Source organism: Sphingomonas sp. Leaf33 (assembly GCF_001421785.1).
GTDB lineage: Bacteria > Pseudomonadota > Alphaproteobacteria > Sphingomonadales > Sphingomonadaceae > Sphingomonas.
This window is the reverse complement of the sequence record NZ_LMLB01000001.1, coordinates 772,000-793,467: the sequence shown is the minus strand read 5'-3', so window position 1 is coordinate 793,467 and position 21,468 is coordinate 772,000. Positions and strand designations below refer to the sequence as shown.

The 21,468-nt window shown below is 68.1% G+C and carries 21 protein-coding genes; 13 read left to right on the top strand and 8 right to left on the bottom strand.

Annotation, left to right across the window (positions count from 1 at the left end):
• Window positions 1-43 precede the first annotated feature (43 nt).
• The 5 genes from ASE86_RS04000 to ASE86_RS03980 all read left to right on the top strand — a co-directional run bounded on the left by ASE86_RS04000 (window position 44) and on the right by ASE86_RS03980 (window position 6,844).
• Window positions 44-2,758 (top strand): Rne/Rng family ribonuclease, encoded by a 2,715-nt coding sequence (locus ASE86_RS04000; protein ID WP_235523982.1) that lies wholly within the window; start codon window positions 44-46, stop codon window positions 2,756-2,758.
• Window positions 2,759-2,840: 82 nt separating this feature from the next.
• Window positions 2,841-4,217: a M48 family metalloprotease gene (locus tag ASE86_RS03995; protein ID WP_056422647.1), complete on the top strand. Its 1,377-nt coding sequence runs from the start codon at window positions 2,841-2,843 to the stop codon at window positions 4,215-4,217.
• Complete coding sequence (locus ASE86_RS03990; RefSeq protein ID WP_235523981.1) at window positions 4,214-4,924, top strand: DsbA family protein; 711 nt, start codon at window positions 4,214-4,216, stop codon at window positions 4,922-4,924. The genes ASE86_RS03995 and ASE86_RS03990 overlap by 4 nt, the downstream gene beginning before the upstream one ends.
• A gap of 61 nt (window positions 4,925-4,985) precedes the next feature.
• A complete protein-coding gene (locus tag ASE86_RS03985) occupies window positions 4,986-5,918 on the top strand; it encodes an ABC transporter ATP-binding protein (RefSeq protein WP_056422643.1) in 933 nt (310 codons plus the stop codon).
• A 164-nt stretch (window positions 5,919-6,082) separates the two neighbouring features.
• Window positions 6,083-6,844, top strand: coding sequence for an ABC transporter permease (locus ASE86_RS03980; protein WP_056422640.1), 762 nt, complete (start codon window positions 6,083-6,085; stop codon window positions 6,842-6,844).
• Between the two features lie 42 nt (window positions 6,845-6,886).
• On the opposite strand, the gene ASE86_RS03975 is transcribed toward ASE86_RS03980, so the two are convergent.
• Entirely contained in the window at window positions 6,887-7,675 is a 789-nt protein-coding gene (locus ASE86_RS03975; RefSeq protein WP_056422638.1) for a tryptophan 2,3-dioxygenase, read from the bottom strand.
• A gap of 84 nt (window positions 7,676-7,759) precedes the next feature.
• Here ASE86_RS03975 and ASE86_RS03970 point away from each other — a divergent pair, with 84 nt between their 5' ends.
• The 4 genes from ASE86_RS03970 to ASE86_RS03955 all read left to right on the top strand — a co-directional run bounded on the left by ASE86_RS03970 (window position 7,760) and on the right by ASE86_RS03955 (window position 11,298).
• The gene (locus ASE86_RS03970) at window positions 7,760-8,872 is read left to right on the top strand and encodes an S-(hydroxymethyl)glutathione dehydrogenase/class III alcohol dehydrogenase (RefSeq protein ID WP_056422636.1); all 1,113 of its coding nucleotides are present in this window, start codon (window positions 7,760-7,762) and stop codon (window positions 8,870-8,872) included.
• A gap of 122 nt (window positions 8,873-8,994) precedes the next feature.
• Window positions 8,995-9,378 (top strand): VOC family protein, encoded by a 384-nt coding sequence (locus ASE86_RS03965; protein ID WP_056422633.1) that lies wholly within the window; start codon window positions 8,995-8,997, stop codon window positions 9,376-9,378.
• Window positions 9,379-9,586: 208 nt separating this feature from the next.
• Window positions 9,587-10,009 (top strand): DUF2231 domain-containing protein, encoded by a 423-nt coding sequence (locus ASE86_RS03960; protein WP_056422630.1) that lies wholly within the window; start codon window positions 9,587-9,589, stop codon window positions 10,007-10,009.
• Window positions 10,006-11,298 carry a PQQ-dependent sugar dehydrogenase gene (locus ASE86_RS03955; RefSeq protein ID WP_056422627.1) on the top strand — a complete coding sequence of 431 codons (1,293 nt, stop codon included), beginning with the start codon at window positions 10,006-10,008 and terminating at the stop codon, window positions 11,296-11,298. The genes ASE86_RS03960 and ASE86_RS03955 overlap by 4 nt, the downstream gene beginning before the upstream one ends.
• Before the next feature lie 142 nt (window positions 11,299-11,440).
• Here the strand turns inward: ASE86_RS03955 and typA are convergent, their stop codons facing one another.
• The 3 genes from typA to ASE86_RS03940 all read right to left on the bottom strand — a co-directional run bounded on the left by typA (window position 11,441) and on the right by ASE86_RS03940 (window position 14,007).
• Window positions 11,441-13,258: a translational GTPase TypA gene (typA, locus tag ASE86_RS03950; protein ID WP_056422624.1), complete on the bottom strand. Its 1,818-nt coding sequence runs from the start codon at window positions 13,256-13,258 to the stop codon at window positions 11,441-11,443.
• An 87-nt stretch (window positions 13,259-13,345) separates the two neighbouring features.
• Window positions 13,346-13,741, bottom strand: a complete 396-nt coding sequence (locus ASE86_RS03945) for a type II toxin-antitoxin system VapC family toxin (RefSeq protein WP_056422621.1) — start codon at window positions 13,739-13,741, stop codon at window positions 13,346-13,348.
• Window positions 13,741-14,007: an antitoxin gene (locus ASE86_RS03940; RefSeq protein WP_056422618.1), complete on the bottom strand. Its 267-nt coding sequence runs from the start codon at window positions 14,005-14,007 to the stop codon at window positions 13,741-13,743. The genes ASE86_RS03945 and ASE86_RS03940 overlap by 1 nt, the downstream gene beginning before the upstream one ends.
• A gap of 101 nt (window positions 14,008-14,108) precedes the next feature.
• Between ASE86_RS03940 and ASE86_RS03935 the strand changes: the two genes are divergently transcribed.
• Window positions 14,109-15,314, top strand: coding sequence for a toxic anion resistance protein (locus ASE86_RS03935; RefSeq protein ID WP_056422615.1), 1,206 nt, complete (start codon window positions 14,109-14,111; stop codon window positions 15,312-15,314).
• A gap of 4 nt (window positions 15,315-15,318) precedes the next feature.
• A complete protein-coding gene (locus tag ASE86_RS03930; RefSeq protein WP_056422611.1) occupies window positions 15,319-16,026 on the top strand; it encodes a hypothetical protein in 708 nt (235 codons plus the stop codon).
• On the opposite strand, the gene ASE86_RS03925 is transcribed toward ASE86_RS03930, so the two are convergent.
• From ASE86_RS03925 to ubiA, 3 genes are read right to left on the bottom strand one after another with little or no spacing between them, the layout of a single operon-like run.
• Window positions 16,023-16,796 (bottom strand): 3'(2'),5'-bisphosphate nucleotidase CysQ, encoded by a 774-nt coding sequence (locus ASE86_RS03925; RefSeq protein ID WP_056422608.1) that lies wholly within the window; start codon window positions 16,794-16,796, stop codon window positions 16,023-16,025. The genes ASE86_RS03930 and ASE86_RS03925 overlap by 4 nt on opposite strands.
• On the bottom strand, window positions 16,789-18,135 hold the full coding sequence (locus ASE86_RS03920) for a TldD/PmbA family protein (RefSeq protein WP_056422605.1): 1,347 nt from the start codon (window positions 18,133-18,135) through the stop codon (window positions 16,789-16,791). Before ASE86_RS03920 ends, ASE86_RS03925 begins: the two co-directional genes overlap by 8 nt.
• 31 nt (window positions 18,136-18,166) lie before the next feature.
• Window positions 18,167-19,078 carry a 4-hydroxybenzoate octaprenyltransferase gene (ubiA, locus tag ASE86_RS03915; RefSeq protein ID WP_056426564.1) on the bottom strand — a complete coding sequence of 304 codons (912 nt, stop codon included), beginning with the start codon at window positions 19,076-19,078 and terminating at the stop codon, window positions 18,167-18,169.
• 209 nt (window positions 19,079-19,287) lie between these two features.
• Here ubiA and ASE86_RS03910 point away from each other — a divergent pair, with 209 nt between their 5' ends.
• Together ASE86_RS03910 and ASE86_RS03905 are read left to right on the top strand one after the other, a co-directional pair.
• Window positions 19,288-19,698, top strand: a complete 411-nt coding sequence (locus ASE86_RS03910; RefSeq protein ID WP_056422602.1) for a DUF2147 domain-containing protein — start codon at window positions 19,288-19,290, stop codon at window positions 19,696-19,698.
• A gap of 42 nt (window positions 19,699-19,740) precedes the next feature.
• Window positions 19,741-20,490, top strand: a complete 750-nt coding sequence (locus ASE86_RS03905) for a 16S rRNA (uracil(1498)-N(3))-methyltransferase (RefSeq protein ID WP_056422599.1) — start codon at window positions 19,741-19,743, stop codon at window positions 20,488-20,490.
• A gap of 120 nt (window positions 20,491-20,610) precedes the next feature.
• Here ASE86_RS03905 and ASE86_RS15625 read toward each other — a convergent pair whose 3' ends face one another.
• A complete protein-coding gene (locus tag ASE86_RS15625; RefSeq protein WP_082441659.1) occupies window positions 20,611-21,423 on the bottom strand; it encodes an energy transducer TonB in 813 nt (270 codons plus the stop codon).
• Window positions 21,424-21,468: the final 45 nt, after the last annotated feature.

Below are 21,468 nucleotides of genomic sequence, written 5' to 3'. Positions count from 1 at the left end.
CCGCGCCCCAGCTGCGGAGCAGCGCGCGCCCGGAGACTTCACAATGACCACGCGTATGCTGATCGACGCACGCCACCGGGAAGAAACCCGCGTGGCCGTCGTCAAAGGGAATCGAATCGAAGAATTTGATTTCGAGAGTGCCGAGCGCAAGCAGCTCAAGGGCAACATCTATCTCGCCAAGGTAACCCGCGTCGAACCGTCGCTGCAGGCGGCGTTCGTCGATTACGGCGGCAATCGCCACGGCTTCCTGGCGTTCAGCGAAATCCACCCCGATTACTACCAGATCCCCAAGGAGGATCGCGACGCGCTGCTGCGCGAGGAGGCGGAACACGCCGCCGAGGAAGCCGCGCTGCGTGCCGAAGCCGAGGACGAGTTCCACGGTGACGAGGGCGGCGAGGTCGAGCAGGCCGACGACGACTTGGATCACGACGCCGATCACGACGACGACTCGGAAGAAGTCTCGGAAGGCGAGAACGGCGGCGAATCGTCGTCGCGCCGCCGTCGCCGCGGCCGTGGTCGCGGGGGCGACGACAGCGCGGTCGACCAGCTGCGTGAGCGCCGCATGAACCTGCGCCGCCGCTACAAGATCCAGGACGTCATCCGCCGCCGCCAGGTGCTGCTGGTGCAGGTCGTGAAGGAAGAGCGCGGCAACAAGGGCGCGGCGCTGACCACGTACCTGAGCCTCGCCGGCCGCTACTGCGTACTGATGCCCAACACCGCGCACGGCGGCGGCATTTCGCGCAAGATCAGCAATGCGGGCGACCGCAAGCGGCTGAAGTCGATCATGGCCGACCTGGCGCTGCCGCCGTCGATGGGCTGCATCGTCCGCACCGCCGGCCTCCAGCGCACCAAGATCGAGATCAAGCGCGACTTCGACTATCTGGCACGCCTGTGGGACGGCATCCGCGAGGAGACGCTGAAGTCGGCCGCCCCCGCGCTGGTCTATGGCGACAGCGACCTGATGAAGCGTGCGATCCGCGACATCTACAACAAGGACATCGACGAGGTCATCGTCGAGGGCGAGGACGGCTATCGCCAGGCCAAGGAGTTCATGAAGCTCCTGATGCCGAGCCACGCCCGCCGCGTGAAGCATTACAGCGACCCCGTGCCCCTCTTCCAGCGCGCGCATGTCGAGGACCAGCTGGCGGCGATGTACCATCCGGTCGTCCAGCTGAAGTCTGGCGGCTATCTGGTCATCAACCCGACCGAGGCGCTGGTCAGCATCGACATCAACTCCGGGCGTTCGACCCGCGAGCATTCGATCGAGCAGACCGCGACCGCGACGAACCTAGAGGCCGCACAGGAAATCGCGCGCCAGCTGCGCCTGCGCGACATGGCGGGCCTGGTCGTCATCGACTTCATCGACATGGACCACGGATCAAACGTCCGTAAGGTCGAGAAGGCGATGAAGGAGGCGTTGAAGGACGACCGCGCCCGCATCCAGGTCGGCCGCATCTCGTCGTTCGGCCTGATGGAGATGAGCCGCCAGCGTCTGCGCACCGGCGTGCTCGAAGCCTCCACCCGCCAGTGCCCGCATTGCGAAGGCACGGGCCTGGTCCGCACCGCATCGTCGGCGGGCCTCAGCGCGCTGCGCCTGATCGAGGACGAGGCCGCGCGCGGCCGCGGCGCCAACATCACGCTGCGGGCTTCGCAGGAAGCCGCCTTCTACCTGCTCAACAACAAGCGCGCCGAACTGGCCGAGATCGAGGACCGCTACGGCGTCCAGGTCGAGGTGCTGTCGGACGGCGAAGTCGAGGGCGCGCGCATGTCGGTCGAGGCGAGCGGCCCGCCGCCCGCCCACGCACCGCGCTTCGACGCACCGATGCAGGATCTCGACGAGGACCTGCCGGAAGAGGACGACGAGGACGAGGTCGAGGAGGCCGAAGAGGCCGAGGACACCGAGGAAGTCGAGGAGCGCCCGGCCCGCCGCGAGCGCGCCGAGCGTCCCGAAGGCCGCGACGACGACGGCGAAGGCCGCAATCGCCGCCGCCGCCGTCGCCGCGGGCGTCGCGGTCGCGGTCGTGACGAAGGCGAGGGTCGCGAAGACGGCGAGGTCGAGGGCGAGGCTGACGCCGCAACCGAGAGCGACGCCGACGTGACCGAGGACACCGACGCCGAGCCGGCCGAGGCGCCGATCGCCGAGACGGCCGCTGCCGACGAGGGCGAACCCCGCCGTCGCCGTCGCCGCGGGCGTCGTGGCGGTCGCCGCGAGGCCGGTGATCGTGCCGAGGCCGCCGAGTTCGTCGGCGAGCAGCCGGCCGACGACGTGTCGCCGGAAGCCGAGGCCGAGGCAATCGTCGCCGCCGCACCGGAACCGGTGGCCGAGGACGCCCCGGCCAAGCCGCGCCGCTCGCGCCGCAAGAAGGCGGACGCGATCGACGGCGAGGCCCTCGCGGTCGAGGCACCTGTCGCCGTCGAGGCACCGGTCGCCGAGGACGCACCGGCCAAGCCGAAGCGCACGCGCCGCAAGACGCCTGCCGCAAGCGAGGCCGAGACGGTCGAGGCGCCAGTTGCCGAGGCTCCGGTCGAAGCCGACGCCGAGGCAGCACCCAAGCCGCGCCGCCGTCCGTCGCGCAAGAAGGCCGATGCCGCGCCTGCCGCCGACGCCGCCGACCTGCCGGCGGTGACGGTCGCACCGACGGTCGAAACCGACGCCGCCGTCCCGCTGGACGACGCTGCCGGCCCGGCCGAAGGTACGGACGACGGCTTCGACGAAACCCCTCGCCGCGGCTGGTGGCAGCGGACTTTTGGCGCCTGACCCAAACCGATCCTCCCCGCGAGCGGGGAGGATCGATAGCCTTCACGCCCCATTCAGCCCCGGATCGCCACGACCCCGCACCATGGCGCCACCCCTGACCCAGTTCCTTCGCCGCGGAGTCGCCGCGCTGGCCGCCGTCGCCGTGCTGGCGGCGCAACCCGCCGCTGCGCAATCGATCCTGCGCGATGCCGAGACCGAGGCGCTGTTCGCCGACATGTCGCGCGGCATCGTGACCGCCGCCGGCCTGAACCCCAAGAACGTCCAGGTCGTCGTCATCAACGATCCCTCGATCAACGCGTTCGTCGCGGGCGGGCAGATCGTCTACGTCCACTCCGGCCTGATCGATGCCGCGACCAGCGCGAACGAAGTCCAGGGCGTGATCGCGCACGAGGTCGGGCATATCGCCAACGGCCACATCCCCTTGCAGGACCGCGGCTACAACGGCGCGATGGGTATCTCCATCCTCAGCCTGGTGCTGGGCGTCGCGGCGATGGCGGCCGGCGCGGGCGAAGCCGGGGCGGGCATCCTGGCGGCGGGCCAGCGCGCGGCGCTGGGCAAGCTGCTGGCCTTCACCCGCGTCCAGGAATCGAGCGCGGACGCCGCCGGTGCGCGCTACCTCTCCACCGCCGGCATCACCGGCAAGGGGATGCTCAGCTTTTTCAAGAAGCTCCAGAACATGGAATTCCGCTACGGCATCAGCCAGAGCGAAGGCAGCTACGATCGCACCCACCCGCTGACCGGCGAACGCATGGCCGCACTCGATGCGGTGACGCGCGGCACGCCGTCGTGGAACACGCCATCCGACGCGGGTATCGAGGCGCGGTTCAAGCGCGTGCAGGCGAAACTGCGCGGCTACGTCAACGACCCGAAGGAAACGCTGGTCAAATATCCGGCCAGCGACCAGTCGGTGCCCGCGCATTACGCCCGCGCCTATGCCTACCACCTGTCGGGCTATCCCGATCAGGCCGCGGTGGAGACGGCCGCGCTGGTCAAGGCGCTGCCGCACGATCCCTATATCCTGGAACTCCAGGGCCAGATCATCATGGAGGCGGGCAACCCCAAGGGGGCCGTCGCGCCGTTGCGCGAAGCGACCGAAGCCTCGCGCAACGCCCCGCTGATCGCCACCACCTTCGGCCATGCGCTCGTCTCGACCGACGACCCGAAGGACCTGGACGAGGCGGAGAAAGTGCTGCGGACCGCCGTCCAGCGCGACGGGCAGAACCCCTGGGCGTGGACGCAGCTCGGCACCGTCTACGAACGCAAGGGCGACATGCCCCGCACCGCGCTCGCGACCGCCGAGCGCGCGAACCTGACCGGCGACACGCGCACCGCACTCGTCTCGTCACGCGCGGCGATGACCGGCCTGCCCAAGGGCAGCAGCGACTGGATTCGCGCGCAGGACATCTACCTCGTCTCGCAGACCGCATGGGAAGACGAAAAGAAGGATCGCCGCCGGTGACGCTAAGACCGTGGATGCTCGGCGCCCTCCTGCTGCTCGCCGGGGTGCTGGGCGGGGCTGCCGCGTTCGGCCTGCAACAGCTGCAACCCGCCCCCGGCGATGTCCGCGCATACCTGCTCGCCCATCCCGAGGTCCTGCCCGAGGCGATGGCCAAGTTGCAGGAGCGTGAGACGGGCAAGCTGGTCGCCGCGAACCGCGCCGCGATCTTCACGCCCGTCCCCGGCATGGTCGGCGGCAACCCGAACGGCGACGTCACGGTCGTGACGTACATGGACTATGCCTGCGGCTACTGCCGCGCCAGCCTGCCCGAAATCGAACAGCTTCTGGCGTCCGACCCGGGCGTGCGGATCGTCTACCGCGAACTGCCGATACTGAGTGCGGACAGCCGCACCGCCGCGGCGTGGGCCGTGGCCGCCGCCGAACAGGGCAAATACCTGCCGTTCCACACCGCATTGTTCGCCGCCGGTCGCCCGACGCAAGACGCCGTGATGGCCGCGGCGGCAAAGGCCGGGCTGGACGTGGCGCGCGCGCGGACCGTCGTCGCATCGCCGACGACCGCGGCCGAACTCGACAGGAACCTGCGCACCGCCGGCGCGATCGGCATGACAGGCACCCCGGCCTGGGTGATCGGCGACCGCATCGTGTCGGGCGCGATCCCGCAGGAGCAGCTGGTCACGGCGGTAAAGGCGGCGCGCGACCGCGGCTGACACGACCCGTCCTTGTCCGGCACGGGATCGCACCCTAGCTAGGCAAGCAAAGGGGCCAGCCATGCCGGACACGATCCTCGCCGTTCGCGGCGTCTGCAAGACCTATGGCTCCGGCCATCACGCGCTCGACGACGTCACGCTCGACATCCGCCGGGGTGAAATCTTCGCGCTGCTGGGACCCAACGGCGCGGGCAAGTCGACGCTCATCAACACCATCTGCGGCGTGGTGACGCCGACGGCCGGTACCATCACCGTCGGCGGACACGACGCGATCCGGGACTACAAGCCCGCGCGCATGATGATCGGGCTGGTGCCGCAGGAACTGTCGGTCGACATGTTCGAAACCGTGCTGGCGACGGTCAAGTTCAGCCGCCGCCTGTTCGGGCGATCCGCGCACGACAACTACATCGAACAGCTGCTGCGCGACCTGTCGCTGTGGGAGAAGCGCGGCGCCAAGATCATGGAACTGTCGGGTGGCATGAAGCGCCGCGTGCTGATCGCCAAGGCGCTCGCCCACGAACCCGACATCCTGTTCCTCGACGAACCCACCGCCGGCGTCGACGTGTCCCTGCGCCGCGACATGTGGAAGCTGATTGGCGGTTTGCGCGAACGCGGCGTCACGATCATCCTGACGACGCATTACATCGAGGAAGCCGAGGAAATGGCCGACCGCGTCGGCGTCATCACCGGCGGCAAGCTGCTGCTGGTCGAGGAAAAGGCGGCGTTGATGGCGAAACTCGGCAAGCGCGAGCTCGACCTGGCGTTGCAGGACCCGATGGCCGCGATCCCGCCGGAGCTGGCGGAATGGCACCTCAGCCTGGAAAACGACGGCCATACGCTGCGCTACGTCTTCGACGCGCAGGCCGAACGCACCGGCATCCCGTCGCTGCTGCGCAAGCTCGGCGAAATGGGGATCGGCTTCAAGGACCTGGAGACGTCGAAATCCAGCCTGGAGGATATCTTCGTCGACCTAACCGCGAAGAAGGCGGCGTGATGGGCGGCACACATATCCTCCCCGCTCGCGGGGAGGGGGACCATGCGCAGCATNGGGGGGGGGGGGGGGGGGCGCGTGCGACGAGTGGGCTGGCAGGTGGGCAACCCCCTCCACCACCGCCTGCGGCGGCGGTCCCCCTCCCCGTGCCGGGGAGGATTTGAAAAGTGAACACCCACGGCATCTGGGCGATCTATCGCTTCGAAATGGCGAGAGCGCTGCGCACCCTGTGGCAGAGCCTGGTCACCCCGGTCATCACCACCAGCCTGTATTTCGTCGTCTTCGGCGGCGCCATCGGCAGCCGGATGCAGGCGGTCGACGGCGTCGGCTACGGCGCGTTCATCGTCCCCGGCCTCATCATGCTGTCGCTCTTGACCCAGAGCATCGGCAATGCCTCGATCGGCATCTATTTCCCGAAATTCACCGGCACGATCTACGAACTGCTGTCGGCCCCCATCTCCGCGTTCGAGATGGTGCTGGGCTATGTCGGCGCAGCGGCGACCAAGTCGGTCGTGCTCGGCCTCATCATCCTCGCCACCTCGGCGTTCTTCGTGGATTTGCGAATCGAACACCCGCTGGCGATGATCGCGTTCCTGATCCTGACCAGCGTCGCCTTCAGCCTGTTCGGCTTCATCATCGGCGTCTGGGCAAAGAGTTTCGAACAGCTGAACTTCGTCCCCGCGCTTCTCATCACCCCGCTCACCTTCCTTGGTGGCGCCTTCTACTCGATCTCGATGCTGCCCGAACCGTGGCGCACCGTCAGCCTCTTCAACCCGGTCGTCTATCTGGTGAGCGGTTTCCGCTGGAGCTTCTTCGGCCAGGGCGACGTCAGCATCGCGTGGAGCTTAGGGTTCACCGCGGGCTTCATGGGCGTTTGCCTCGCGGTGATCGCGTGGATCTTCAAGAGCGGATGGCGGATGAAGAACTGAGCGAGCGGCACGCGGCAGCGCAAACGCCGGTGTCGCGCATCGTCATAACGCCGTCCGCACGCTCAACAGCTCGGGAAAGAACCCCTGCTCCAATACCTTGGCGAGATACGCGACCCCGGCCGTCCCGCCGGTCCCGGTCTTGAACCCGATCACCCGCTCGACGGTCTTCAGATGCCCGAAGCGCCACAGCTGGACGTGATATTCCAGGTCGACCAGCTTCTCGGCCAGCTCGTACATGTCCCAGTGCGTCTTGGCATCGGCATAGACCGCCGCCCACGCCGCCTCGACCGCGGGCGATGCCGCATAGGGCTGGGTCCAGTCCCGCTCCAGCCGGTCCGCGGGCACGTCGAAGCCGCGACGTGCGAGCAGGCGCAGCGCTTCGTCATACAGGCTCGGCCGCGCCAGCTCCCCGGCAAGCGCCGCGGCGACCTCGGGCTCGCCGGCATGGACGTCGATCATTTCGGGCTTCTTGTTGCCCAGCAGGAATTCGATCGATCGATACTGGTCCGACTGGAACCCGCTCGACGTGCCGAGCGTCCCGCGCATCGCGGTGTAATCGGCCGGCGTCATCGTCGCGAGCACTTCCCACGACTGGATCAGCTGTGCCTGGATGCGCGCGACGCGGCTCATCATCTTGAACGCCGTGTTCACGTCATCGACGATCAGCGCATCGCGCGCGGCGCGCAGTTCGTGCAGGCACAGCTTCAGCCATATCTCGCTCGACTGGTGGATGGCGATGAACAGCAGTTCGTCATGCGCCTCGGAAAGCGGCGATTGCAGGTCGAGCAGCTCGGGCAGGCGCAGATAGCTGCGATAGGTGATTTTCGACATGGCGCCATCCTACCCCGTTCGCGCCGAGCTTGTCGAAGGGCCGTCCTTTCTTCTACCGATTCCGCGACTACCGGAGACTGAAACATGAAGACCCGCGCCGCCGTTGCGTTCGAAGCGAAAAAGCCGCTGGAGATCGTCGAGCTCGATCTCGAAGGCCCCAGGCCCGGCGAAGTCCTCATCGAGATCATGGCGACCGGCATCTGCCACACCGACGCCTACACGCTGGATGGGCTCGACTCGGAAGGCATCTTCCCGAGCGTGCTGGGCCATGAAGGGGCCGGCATCGTTCGCGAGGTCGGCGCTGGCGTGACCAGCGTGGCGCCGGGCGACCACGTCATCCCGCTCTACACGCCCGAATGCCGCCAGTGTAAGTCGTGCCTCAGCGGCAAGACCAACCTGTGCACCGCGATCCGCGCGACGCAGGGCAAGGGCCTGATGCCCGACGGCACGACGCGGTTCAGCTACAAGGGGCAGCCGATCTTCCATTACATGGGCTGCTCGACCTTTTCGAACTTCACCGTCCTGCCCGAAATCGCCGTCGCGAAAATCCGCGAGGACGCCCCGTTCCAGACGAGCTGCTACATCGGCTGCGGCGTCACGACCGGGGTTGGCGCGGTGACCAATACCGCAAAGGTCCAGGCGGGCGACACTGTCGTCGTCTTCGGCCTGGGCGGCATTGGCCTGAACGTCATCCAGGGCGCGCGGATGGTCGGCGCGAACCGCATCGTCGGCGTCGACCTGAACCCGGACCGCGAAAGCTGGGGCCGTCAGTTCGGCATGACCGACTTCATCGACGCGCGCGGGCTGAGCCGCGAGGAGACGATCGCGGCGGTCGCCGCGCTGACCGACGGCGGGGCCGACTATACCTTCGACTGCACCGGCAATACCGAGGTCATGCGTACCGCGCTCGAATGCTGCCACCGCGGCTGGGGGACGAGCATCGTCATCGGCGTGGCGGAGGCGGGCAAGGAGATCAGCACCCGCCCGTTCCAGCTTGTCACCGGCCGCAACTGGCGCGGCACCGCGTTCGGTGGGGCCAAGGGGCGCACCGACGTACCGAAGATCGTCGACTGGTACATGAACGGCAAGATCGCGATCGACCCGATGATCACGCACGTCCTGTCGCTCGAAGAGATCAACAAGGGCTTCGACCTGATGCACGCGGGCGAAAGCATTCGATCGGTGGTGGTGTACTAATCATCGTCACCCCCGCGCAGGCGGGGGTCCATCTCCCGCTCCAGCCCCGCGGCCAATCCGGGAGATGGATTCCCGCCTTCGCGGGAATGACGGATACTTCAAAACAGAAGAAGAGCAAAACCATGTTCAGTCACATCATGCTCGGCGCGAACGATATCGAAGCGTCCAAGGCATTTTACGATGCAACGCTCGGCGCACTCGGCGCGAAGCCCGGCCGCGTCGATCCCTACGGCCGCGTGGTGTACCGGCACGATGGCGCGACCCTGTTGCTGACCAAGCCGATCGACGGCCAGCCGGCGTGCCACGCCAACGGCGGCACGATTGGCTTCGCCGCCGCGTCCCCCGAAGCGGCCGACGCCTGGCACGCGGCGGGTGTCGCTCATGGCGGCACTGCTATCGAGAATGCGCCTGGCATCCGTGACGGCGGCTTCGGCAAGTTGTACCTCGCCTATCTGCGCGATCCTGCCGGCAACAAGGTCTGCGCGCTGCACCGCGTCGTGGAGTAACCGTCTCCACCTCCCCCGTTCGCCCTGAGCTTGTCGAAGGGCTGTCCTTCTTGTCATATGCCGACCGGTCGAAGACCAAGGCGGTGCTTCGACACGCTCGGCACGAACGGTGTGAGTGGCTGGCGGTGTTCGCCCACGCAACCAATCCCGCGCCCACACATTGCCCCCTTCGAGCCGCTTTAGAACCGGGCGGCGTCGGAGACCGCCTATGCCCGCCGCCACCCGACCGGGGTTGCTCCATCCGCTGCACGCGATCCTGCTCGCCTTTCCCGTCGTGCTATTCACCGGCGCGCTGGTGTCGGACATCGCCTATCTGAACACGGCCGAGATGCAGTGGTCGAACTTCGCGGCATGGATGATCACCTTCGCGCTCGTCTTCGGCGGGCCGGTGCTGCTCTGGTCGCTCCTGCTGCTGCTCCGGCGGCGCAACCGTGGACCGGCGCGACTGTATTTCGCCGGCCTTGCGGTCGCCTGGGTGCTCGGCCTCGTCAACGCGTTCCAGCATAGCCGTGACGCCTGGGCGTCGGTCGGAATGCTGGGCCTGCTGCTTTCGCTGGCCTCGACCGGCCTGATCCTTGTCGCCGGCTGGATCGGCTTTTCCGCCACCGTCGATCGGGAGATGGTTCGATGACCTCGCGCAAGATCGTCGCGCTCGCCCTCCCGCTGGCGCTCGCCGCGTGCGGGGGCCAGCCGCAGGACCTGAACCAAACCGGCGCCGACCCGCAACTGCCCGCGCAGGACCAGACGCTCGTCCCGCCGATGAAGATCGCCAAGCCGATCGGGTGGGGCAATGCGGTGCCGACCGTCCCCGCAGGCTTCACCGCGACCGCGATCGCCACCGATCTCGCCATTCCGCGCCAGATGCTGGTGCTGCCCAACGGCGACCTGCTGGTGGCCGAGGGGCGCGGCGGTCACGCGTCGGCGCTCCGCCCGAAGGACGTGATCGCGGGCTATATCAAGAGCCTGGGGACGACCAGCGTGCCCGGCGGCGACCGCGTGACGCTGCTGCGCGATACGAACGGCGACGGGCGGCCGGACGTGCGGACGGTGTTCATCTCCGACCTCGACGCGCCTTACGGCCTCGCCTTTGCCAATGGCTATGTCTACGTGGCCAACCAGGGCGACCTGCTCCGCTTTCCGTACCAGGACGGCGCGACGCGGCTGACGCGCGGCGAGCGGATCACGAAGCTGCCGTCGGAAGTCAACCACCACTGGACCAAGTCGCTGACGGTCAGCCCCGACGGCCGGCGCCTGTACGTCGGCATCGGCTCCAACAGCAATGTCGGTGAACGTGGGCTGGAGGTGGAGGAGGAACGCGCGGTGATCTGGGAGATCGATGCCGCGACCGGTGCGCGCCGCACGCTCGTCACCGGGATCCGCAATCCCACCGCGCTCGACATCAACCCGGAAACGGGCGCGCTGTGGTCGGTCGTCAACGAACGCGACGAACTAGGGCCGCGGCTGGTGCCCGACTATATGACCGAGATCCGCCCCGGCGCCTTCTATGGCTGGCCCTACAGCTACTGGGGCCAGAACGCCGACCCGCGCGTCCACCCGCAACGCCCCGACATGGTCGCCAAGGCGACGCGGCCGGACTATGCGCTGGGCAGCCACGTCGCCGCCCTTGGCCTGTCGTTCGCTCGGAACGGCGGCTTCGGCGGCAACTATACCAACGGCGCCTTCGTCGGCGAACACGGCAGCTGGAACCGCCAGGACCTGGCCGGATACAAGGTCGCGTGGATCCCGTTCGCAAAGGGCCGGCCCGCCGGCCCGCCGCAGGATTTCGTGACCGGCTTCATCACCGGCGACAAGGCCCGCGGCCGCCCGGTGGGTGTGGCTTTCGATCCGCAACGCCGCGCGCTCTACGTCGCCGACGATCTCGCGAACACGATCTGGCGGGTGGCGCCGACCGGACGATGATATGAAAACGGCCGGCGTTGCCGCCGGCCGTTTATTTGGTTCAGTCGCGCCGCGGCAAAGCAGCGTCGTCGGTCGTCGCTTTGGCGACGCCGGCCGGGCCGCCTGAGTGGGCGCCAGCCGCAGCTGGCGCTGTGGCGTCGCTTCAGGCGGCCTTGGCGCGGCTGGCGCGCTTGCGCTCGTTCGGGTCCAGGTGACGCTTGCGCAAACGGATCTTCGTCGGCGTGACTTCGACCATCTCGTCGTCGTCGATGTAGGCGATCGCCTGTTCCAGCGTCATCTTCTTGGGCGGAGTCAGGCGGACGGCGTCGTCCTTGCCCCCGGATGCGCGGAAGTTGGTCAACTGCTTCGCCTTCATCGGATTGACCTCCAGGTCCTCCGTCTTGGCGTTCTCGCCGATGATCATGCCCTCGTACAGGGCCTCACCGTGACCGACGAACAGGATGCCGCGATCCTCGAGCGGGCCCAGCGCATAGCTCTGCGCTTCGCCGTTGCCGTTGGAGATCAGCACGCCGTTCTTGCGGCCTTCGATCTGGCCTTTATGCGGGCCGTACTTCTCGAACAGCCGGTTCATGATGCCGGTGCCGCGCGTGTCGGACAGGAATTCGCCGTGATAGCCGATCAGGCCGCGCGACGGCGCCGAGAAGGTGATGCGCGTCTTGCCGCCACCCGACGGGCGCATGTCGGTCATCTCGCCCTTGCGCTGGTTCATCTTGTCGACGACCGTGCCGGAGTGTTCCTCGTCGACGTCGATGACGACCGTTTCGTACGGCTCCGTCTTCTGGCCGTTCTCGTCGCGGAACAGCACGCGCGGACGGCTGATGCCGAGTTCGAAGCCTTCGCGCCGCATCGTTTCGATCAGCACGCCCAGCTGAAGTTCGCCGCGGCCGGCGACTTCGAAGCTGTCCTTGTCGGCCGCTTCGGTCACCTTGATCGCGACGTTGGTTTCCGCTTCGCGCATCAGGCGGTCGCGGATCATGCGGCTGGTCACCTTGGTGCCCTCACGACCCGCCATCGGCGAATCGTTGACCGCGAAGCGCATCGACAGCGTCGGCGGATCGATCGGCTGCGCCTGGATCGGGATCGATACCTCGGTATCGCAAATGGTGTTCGACACCGTCGCGACGCTGAGGCCCGCCAGCGAGATGATGTCGCCGGCACGCGCTTCCTCGACCGGCACGCGCTCCAGCCCGCGGAAGCTCATCAGCTTCGACGCGCGACCCGTCTCGATCACCTTGCCGTCCATGTCGAGCGCGTGGATCGGCTGGTTGACCTTGACCACACCCGACTGGACGCGGCCGGTCAGCACGCGGCCAAGGAAATTGTCGCGGTCGAGCAGCGTGACGAGGAAGCTGAACGGTGCGTCCTGATCGAGCGAGGGCGGCGGCACGTGATCGACGATCTTCTGGAACAGCGGCTCCAGCGTACCTTCGCGGCGCGTGGGATCGTCGCTGGCATAGCCGTTGCGGCCCGAGGCGTAGAGAACGGGGAAGTCGAGCTGCTCGTCAGTCGCTTCCAGCGTCACAAACAGATCGAACACTTCGTCCAGCACTTCCTGGATGCGCTCGTCCGGACGGTCGACCTTGTTGACGACGACGATCGGCTTCAGGCCCAGCGCCAGCGCCTTGCCAGTCACGAACTTCGTCTGCGGCATCGCGCCTTCCGACGAATCGACCAGCAGGACGACGCCGTCGACCATGCTCAGGATGCGCTCGACTTCGCCGCCGAAGTCGGCGTGGCCGGGCGTATCGACGATGTTGATCCGCGTGCCGTTCCATTCGATCGACGTCGGCTTGGCGAGGATCGTGATCCCGCGCTCCTTTTCGAGATCGTTCGAATCCATCGCGCGCTCTTCGACGCGCTGGTTGTCGCGGAAGGTGCCCGACTGGCGGAACAGCTGGTCGACCAGCGTCGTCTTGCCATGATCGACGTGCGCGATGATGGCGATATTGCGGAGGTTCATCGAAAATCCCGGGATGCGCCGCGGTAAGTCGCGGGCGTTCACGGGCGGGCCCTTAGCGCAAATGCTGCGTTGCGGGAAGGGGTGGGGTCAGGCCGCGGTCCAGTCCTCGACCCGCAAACCTGCGACGCGGGCGAATTCACGGGTGTTGTTGGTGACGAGCGTAAGGCTGCGGGCAAGCGCCTGACCGGCGATCAGGGTATCGTACGGACCGATCGCGGTTCCCACTTTACGAAGCGTCGCGCGGACATCTCCCGCGGCACGGGCGTCATTCTCCGTGAAGTCCAGGCGTTCGAACGGGAGATCGTCGATCGTCCGCAAATGATGCTCGGGCCTGTCGCTGACGAACGCGCCATAAGCAAGTTCATGCGCCACGATCGTCGACAGCCCGATCGTTCCGTAATGCAGGGCGATCCGGTCACGGACCACGGGATGCTGATGTCGCGTCAGCGCAACGATGGTATTGGTGTCGAGCAGAAAGCGCATCAGTCGAACAAGGGCGGTTCTGGCATGGTTTCGGGGCCGGGCCGGTCGAGCGCTGCTTGCGCGGCATCTTCGTCCCAGCTGCCGGAAACGCGGTCGATCCACGACAGATCGTTCGCGTCCTTTGCCTCCAGAATCACACGCCCCCCCTCGCGGCGGATGCGAACTTCCTCGCCCTCGAACCGGAATTCCTTGGGCAGGCGCACCGCCTGGCTGCGCCCGCTCCAGAACAGTTTTGCGGTCTTGGGCGTGTTGCTCAGGTCGTTCATCGCGCACCGCCTCCTTGCGGTTGATATATAGCAGCGGTATCCAGCATTGTCAGCCAGCCAAACTGTATTATGTGTCTAGTGCACAAAGGATAAGGGCGATCATGGCCACCCAGACGACGACTGCCGAACCGACCCTGACGCTCACCCCGCCCGATCCGGTGCCCACCGTTCAGGCGGAAAAGGCTGCCGGACTGGTCCCGGTCGATGCCGGTACCCGGTCGAAGCTGGAGGAGCGCGTCGATACCTTCGTGACCGACCTGGTCGCGCAGGATGTCAATTCGCCCGAATTCGGCAAGCGGGTCGATGCCATCACCGCGATGGGCGCGCGTGAAATCCGCGAGGCGGCGGGCCAGTCGAACCGCTTCCTCGATCGCCCGGTCAAGGCGATGGACAAGGACAGCGGCGTCGGCGCCGATCTCGCCGCGCTGCGCCGGACGATCGAAGACCTGGATCCCGGCAAGCAGGGCAGCCTCACGTCATCCAAGAAATTGTTCGGCATCATCCCCTTCGGCAACAAGATGCGCGACTATTTCGACGGCTATAAATCGTCGCAGACGCACATCTCGACCATCCTGAAGAGCCTCGCCTCGGGCAAGGACGAGCTCCTCATGGACAATGCCGCGATCGACGTGGAGCGCCAGAATCTGTGGAACGCGATGGGGCGTCTCGAACAGATGATCCACCTGTCGAAGACGATGGACCAGGCGCTGGAGGACAAGGCGAACGATCTCGACCACAGCGATCCCGCCAAGGCCAAGGCGATCCGCGAGACCGCGCTGTTCTATACCCGCCAGCGCACGCAGGACCTGCTGACCCAGATGGCGGTTACGGTGCAGGGCTATCTGGCGCTCGATCTGGTCAAGAAGAACAATGTCGAACTGGTGAAGGGCGTCGACCGCGCCAGCACCACGACGGTGGCCGCGCTGCGCACCGCCGTGACGGTCGCGCAGGCGCTGACCAATCAGCGCCTCGTACTCGAGCAGATCACCGCGCTCAACACCACGACCGCGAACATTATCGATTCGACCGGCAAGCTGCTGAAGTCGCAGACCGCGACGATCCACGAACAGGCCGCCGCCTCAACCATCCCGATCGAGACGCTCCAGCGCGCGTTCCAGAACATCTACGACACGATGGACGCGATTGACGTATTCAAGCTGAAAGCGCTCGACAGTATGAAGACGACGGTCACCACCCTGTCGAATGAGGTCGAGAAATCGAAGGGCTATATCGCCCGTGCCGAGGGCCAGGCGCAGGCCAGGGTGGCGGGTCCGGCGACCGATCAGTTCAAGCTGGAATCGCTCTGATCCGATGAGCCAGGTCGACGACCAGATCGCGCGCTCCACCGAAATGCTGGATCGCACCCGCGCCAATTCGCGGGGCGCGTCGATGCGGTCGCGCAAGAGCCGCCAGAGCGACATCGGTAAGCGCGTCGCGCGGATCGCGATCGTCGATGCGATGATCGTGATCGGCGCGATCGTCGTCGGCTTCTTCATTCCGCTCGGCATGTTCGGCGCACTGGCGGTCATGGCACTACTGATCGCGGCGACGGTCCTGCTCGCGATCGCGCCCGGCGTGCCCGAAGTGAAGGCCGAGGCGCTACCCTCCGCGCCCCTGCGCACGCTGCCCGTGCAGACCGAAGCCTGGCTCGATCGCCAGCGCCCGGCCCTGCCCGCCCCTGCCCAGACCTTGATCGACGCGATCGGCGTCCGGCTCGATACGCTCGGGCCGCAATTGACCGCCCTCGACGATGGCGCACCGCTCGCGGTCGAACTGCGCAAGCTGATCGGCGAGCAGCTGCCCGAACTGGTCAAGGGCTACGCCGCCGTCCCAGAACCCCTGCGCCGGACCCCACGTAACGGGCGCACGCCCGACCAGCAACTGACAGACGGGCTGAAGCTGATCGAGGAGGAGATCGGCGAGATGTCGGCAAGCCTCGCGCAGGGCGACCTCGACCGCCTGTCGACTCGCGAGCGCTATCTGCAGATCCGCTACCGCGAGGATGGGGTGGAGGGTTAACCCGCCGCCTTCGCCGCCCGCTCAGCCAATCGCTCGACCGCCGCGTCGTGGATGCCCGGCGCGGTCGCCAGCACGCCGAACGCCTTGGCGCTGGGCGTATTGAACTCCAGCCGCCCACCGAACGCGTCGGTCACCGTCGCGCCGGCCTCCTGCGCGATCAGGACGGCGGCGGCGATGTCCCATTCGTTGCCCCAGCGCAGCGTCGCCAGCAGGTCGGCTTCTCCGGCCGCGACCATCGCTATGCGCAGCGCGATCGAGTTGGGCTTGGCGACGACGACCAGATCGCGATCTTCACGCGGCAGGCTGTCGGTCGGGGCGCGGCTACCGGCGAGCTGGGTGCGAGCGGCGACGCGTAGCGCCTCCCCGTTGCGCACCGCCCCGCCACCCAGCGTCGCGCTCCACAGCTCGTCGCGGGCGGGGGCGGCCAGCACCGCGACGACGGGCCGCCCGTCCTCGACCAGCGCGACCGATACGCACCAGCCGATCCGGCGGCGGATATAGTCGCGCGTGCCGTCGATCGGATCGACCACCCACAGCCGGCGCTTGCCCAGCCGGATGGGATCGTCGACCGTCTCCTCCGACAGCCACGCCGCGTCGGGATCGATCGCCGCGAGCCGGTCCTTCAACAGCGCATCGACCTCCAGATCGACCGCGCAGACCGGATGACCAGGCGCCTTGTCCCACGTCTCGAAGCCTTCGTCCCACCGCTGCATGGCAAGCGCGCCCGCTTCGTGCGCGGCCGCGACGATGGCGGTGACGACGTCAGGCACTGGCGACCGTCATCCCGTCGATCCGGAGCGTCGGCGCATTTATGCTGCCGCGGAATTCCAGGTCGTTCGCCGGGGTCAGCGCGGCGAACATGTCCCGCAGGTTGCCGGCGATGGTGAATTCGCTGACCGGGCGCGTCACTTCGCCGTTTTCGATCAGGAAGCCCGCCGCGCCCATCGAATAGTCGCCGGTCACGCCGTTGATGCCGTGGCCGATCGTCTCGATCACCAGCACGCCGCGGTCGATCTCGCCGATCAGCGTGTCGCGCGGCACATGGCCTGCGGCCATGTAGAGGTTGGTCGCACCGATGCCGGGTGCCGAGCCGACGCCGCGCGTGGCATGCCCGGTCGGCTCCAGCCCCAATTGCCGGGCCGAGGCGCTGTCGAGCAGCCACGTCTCCAGCATGCCGTCTCGGACGATCTCGGTCGGCGACACCGGCAGGCCTTCGCCGTCGAACGGCCGAGAGCGCAGGCCGCGCGGCCGGTGCGGATCATCGACGATGGTGACGCCGGCCGGAAACACGCGCTTGCCCATCGCATCGAGCAGGAAGCTGGTCCGCCGCGCGATCGCCGGACCGGCGATGGCACCAAGCAGCGCGCCGAGCAGTCCGCCCGACAAGCGCCGGTCGAACACCACCGGCATCGCGCCACCGGCGATCCGCCCCGAGCCGACCCGCGCGGCGGTGCGCTCGCCCACCAGCCGCCCGGTCGCCTCGGGCGCCTCGAGCAGGCTCTGGTGGCGCGCGCTGTGCGCAGCGTAATCGCGCTCCATCGCGCCGGTCGGCCCGGCGAGCAGCGATGCGGACTGACCGTAGCTGCTGAGCGTGTAGCCGCCGGCGAAGCCATGGCTGGTGGCCAGACCGATGACGATGCGCGACGCCGATGCGCTCGCGCCGTCGCTCTTGGTCACGCCAGCGACGCTGCGCGCCGCGCCCTCGACCGCCAGCGCGCGGGCCTTGAGGGCGTCGGGCGCAGGATCGCCGCCGTCGTCGAGGTCGAGGTCGGGCGCCGTGCCCTTCAACAACCGCTCGACGGGCGCCAGGCCGGCCCACGGGTCCTCCGGCGCCAGCCGCGCCATCGCCACCGCGCGATCGACCAGCGTGTCGAGCGCGTCGTCGGACAAGTCGGATGTCGCGACGCTCGCCGATCGCGTGCCGACGAACAGCCGCAGGCCAAGCTCCGAGCTTTCCGACCGGCCGACGTCCTCCAGCGCACCGTCGCGCACCTGGACCGCGGTCGACCCGTCGGCGACGAAGACGGCATCGGCGGCATCGGCCCCGGCGGCGCGGGCACGCTCGACGATGCGATGGGCGTGATCGGTGGCTTGGGAAGCGGTCAGCATGAGTGGCAGGTAGGGAGCCGGGGGCTCAAGGTCAAAGCACCGTGCCGACGCAGGCGCACGCCAGCGCCATCAGCAGCCCGGCGTTGCGGTTCGACCGGAACCGGGCAAGCGCATTGGCGCCATCCGCAGGGCTAAGCGTCGCGACCTGCCAGCCGAGATGCGCCGCGATCGGCAACAACGCGACCAGCGCCAGCGGATCGGGCCGCGTCAGCCACACCGCCCCTGCCCACAGTGCGACCGCGGCGGCGTAGAAGCCCGCAACGCCGCCGCGCACCGCCGCGCCCATCGCCCGCGCCGACGATCGGACGCCGACCATCGCGTCATCCTCGATATCCTGGAGCGCGTAGATGGTGTCGTAGCCGATCACCCAGGCGATCGATCCGGCGTAGAGCAACGCGCCCGCCAGGCTGAGCCCCCCTGTCACCTCGACCCAGCCGACCAGCGCCGCCCAGCTGAACACCATCCCCAGCCACGCCTGCGGCCACCAGGTGATCCGCTTCATGAAGGGGTATGCCGCGACCAGCGCGAGGCTGGCCAGCGCGACGATCGCCGCGGGCAGGTCGAGTTGCAGCAGGACGACCAGACCGATCAGGCTGAGCGCCACCAGCCACGCCCACGCCGCCTTCACCGACACCGCGCCGCTCGCCACGGGCCGGCTGGCGGTGCGGGCGACCTGCGCGTCGAGATCGCGGTCGACGATGTCGTTGTACACGCACCCCGCCCCGCGCATCGCGATGCTGCCCAGCAGGAACCACCCGATCAGCGGCCAGCGCGCCTGCAAGCCCCCCGCGAGCAGCACTGCCCAGGCGCCGGGCCAGAACAGCAGCCACCACCCGATCGGCCGGTCGAACCGAGCGAGCAGGGCATAGGCGCGCACCCGTGGCGGCAGGCGTCCGACCAGCCCGCGGTGTTCGCTGTCGGGGACGATCTGCGGCGCCTTCATCGCGCGGAAGTTGAGAAAGTTGAGACGTGCGACACTGTCATCGATCGGCATCGAACGGCTGTGCGGGGCGGGCGACGGACCATCCCCGCCCTGTGGCAGATTGCCGCGATGTAGGAAAATGGTTCGTGGCGGAACCCTCCGGCCGGACAGGCCTTGTTCAAGCAGGCAGCGTAAAGCTGCCGCGTCTGTCTGTTGTGGAAAGTTCGCCCATGCGTATCGCCCTGTCCCTGCTCACCGCCGCCCTGCTCGCCACCCCGGCTGGGTCCGCCCCTGCGCCTAAATGGCAGGGCGTGTGGCGCAACGCCGCAAACAGCGTCCACATTCGGACCGCGCCGTGCGGTCGTGGGGCGATGTGCGGTACGGTCGTCTGGGCGAATGCCAAGGCTAAGGCGGATGTCGCCGAGCGTGGTGGTCAACTGGTCGGCGCGCAGCTGTTCCGCAATTTCGAACAGGGCCCGGACGGCGTTTGGGAGGGCGAGGTCTACGTCCCCGACATCGACCGCAGCGTCTCGGGCACGATCATGCTGGAGGGCGCGAACACGCTGGTCGGCGAAGGCTGCCTGTTCGGACGGCTGGGCTGCAAGCAGCAGGTGTGGACGCGGGTCGCGGGGAAGAAGTGACCCCTCTCGACTAAGTACAATCTACTGGGCATCTGAACCATCATGATCGCCACCCCCGCCTGGCCGCCGCAATCGACCCCGCGCCTGTTCGTCGCGACACCGCTGTCCGAAGGCACCGCGGTCAGGATCGAGGGCGGGCAGGCGCATTATCTCGGCACCGTCATGCGGACGAAGGCGGGCGATCCGGTGAAGCTGTTCGACGGGGTCAGCGGCGAATGGCTGGCCGTGGCGGAAGTGGTCGGCAAGCGCGACCTGACGCTGGTCGTGCGCGAGCGGTTGCGCCCGCCCGAAGTGGTGCCCGACCTGTGGCTGGTCGCGGCACCGCTGAAAAAGGGGCGGATCGACTGGCTGGCGGAAAAGGCGTGCGAACTGGGCGTCGCGCGGCTGGTGCTGGCCGAGACGCGGCGGACGGTGGTCGATCGGGTAAACCTCGACCGGCTGCGCGCGCATATGATCGAAGCGGCGGAGCAGTGCGGACGGACGGCGGTGCCGGAACTGGCCGATCTCGCCAAGCTGCCCGCGGTGCTGCGCGACTGGGACCCGGCGCGCACCCTGTATTTCGCGGATGAGACGGGCGGCGTGCCGGCCTATGACGCGATGCGGGCGCGGCCGGGACCGGCGGCGGTCCTGATCGGCCCGGAGGGTGGCTTCACGACCGACGAGCGCGACGCGGTCCGCGCGGTGCCCGGCGCGGTCGGCGTGTCGCTGGGCCCTCGGATCCTGCGGGCGGACACCGCGGCGGCGGCGGCGATCGCGGTGTGGATGGCAGCGGCGGGGGACTGGGGAGGCTGACGCCCAGCCCGCCAACCTTCGTCATCCCCGCGCAGGGAGTCGCTGGTCGTCGTGAAACCCGCCACCATCAGCCAGAATATATTCCCGCCGTCGCGGGAATGACGAAGGCCGGTTGCCCGTTCAATACCACCGCCGCCGCCGCTCTTCACGCGGCGGCTCGCGGAAGTCCTCTTCCGTCATCTCGTTGATCCATTCGTGGTTCTCGACGATGTCGGCCTGGACCGGCCGGCCATAGCCGTCGAGCGAGGGGCGATAGCGGAAACGCTGTTCGATCAGCCGGCAGGTCGCCTGGTCGAGCAGCCGCTCGCCGCTCGACCGGGTGATGCGGCAGTTCGCGACGCGCCCATCGGTGCGCACGGTGTAGCGCACGCCGACCACGCCGCCGCGGGTGGTTTCACGCAGGGCATCGGGGAAGTCGGCATCGCTGATACGCCCGCTGCGGAAGCGTGGCGGCGTTTCTTCGCGGCCCCCGCCGCCACCGCCGTCGCCGTCACCGCCGTCACCGCTGCCCAGGCCGTCGCCGACACCGCCCGCCCTCGTCCCCGGACCCGCGATCGGCGCAGAGCCGGTCGTCGCCTGGACGCCGACCGAGGGCGCGGGTGCCACCACCACCGGTGGCGGGGGCACGGGGACGGGCAACTCGACCTTCGGCGCGACAATGTCGGTGGCGCGGCTGCGCAGGTTGGGCGGCGAGGCGGCGGCTTCCTTGCGCAGGTCGGGCGCGCGGTTGGGCTGGACCGTCTTCGGCTTGGGCGGGGTCGGCTCGGGCGGCTTTTCGGGCGTGACGGTGAACAGGTCCAGCGGATTGCTGGCCTCCGGGTCGAACCGCACGCCGAGCCCGGTAACGAGCGCCCACAGCAACGCGCCGGGTATCGCCACCGCGGCAAGTGCGGCGGGGAGGCGGTTCTTGGTCGGGGCAGCGTAGCGGGCCATTGCGATAGGTTAAACGCGCAAGGCTGAATTTCGGCTGGCGATGAT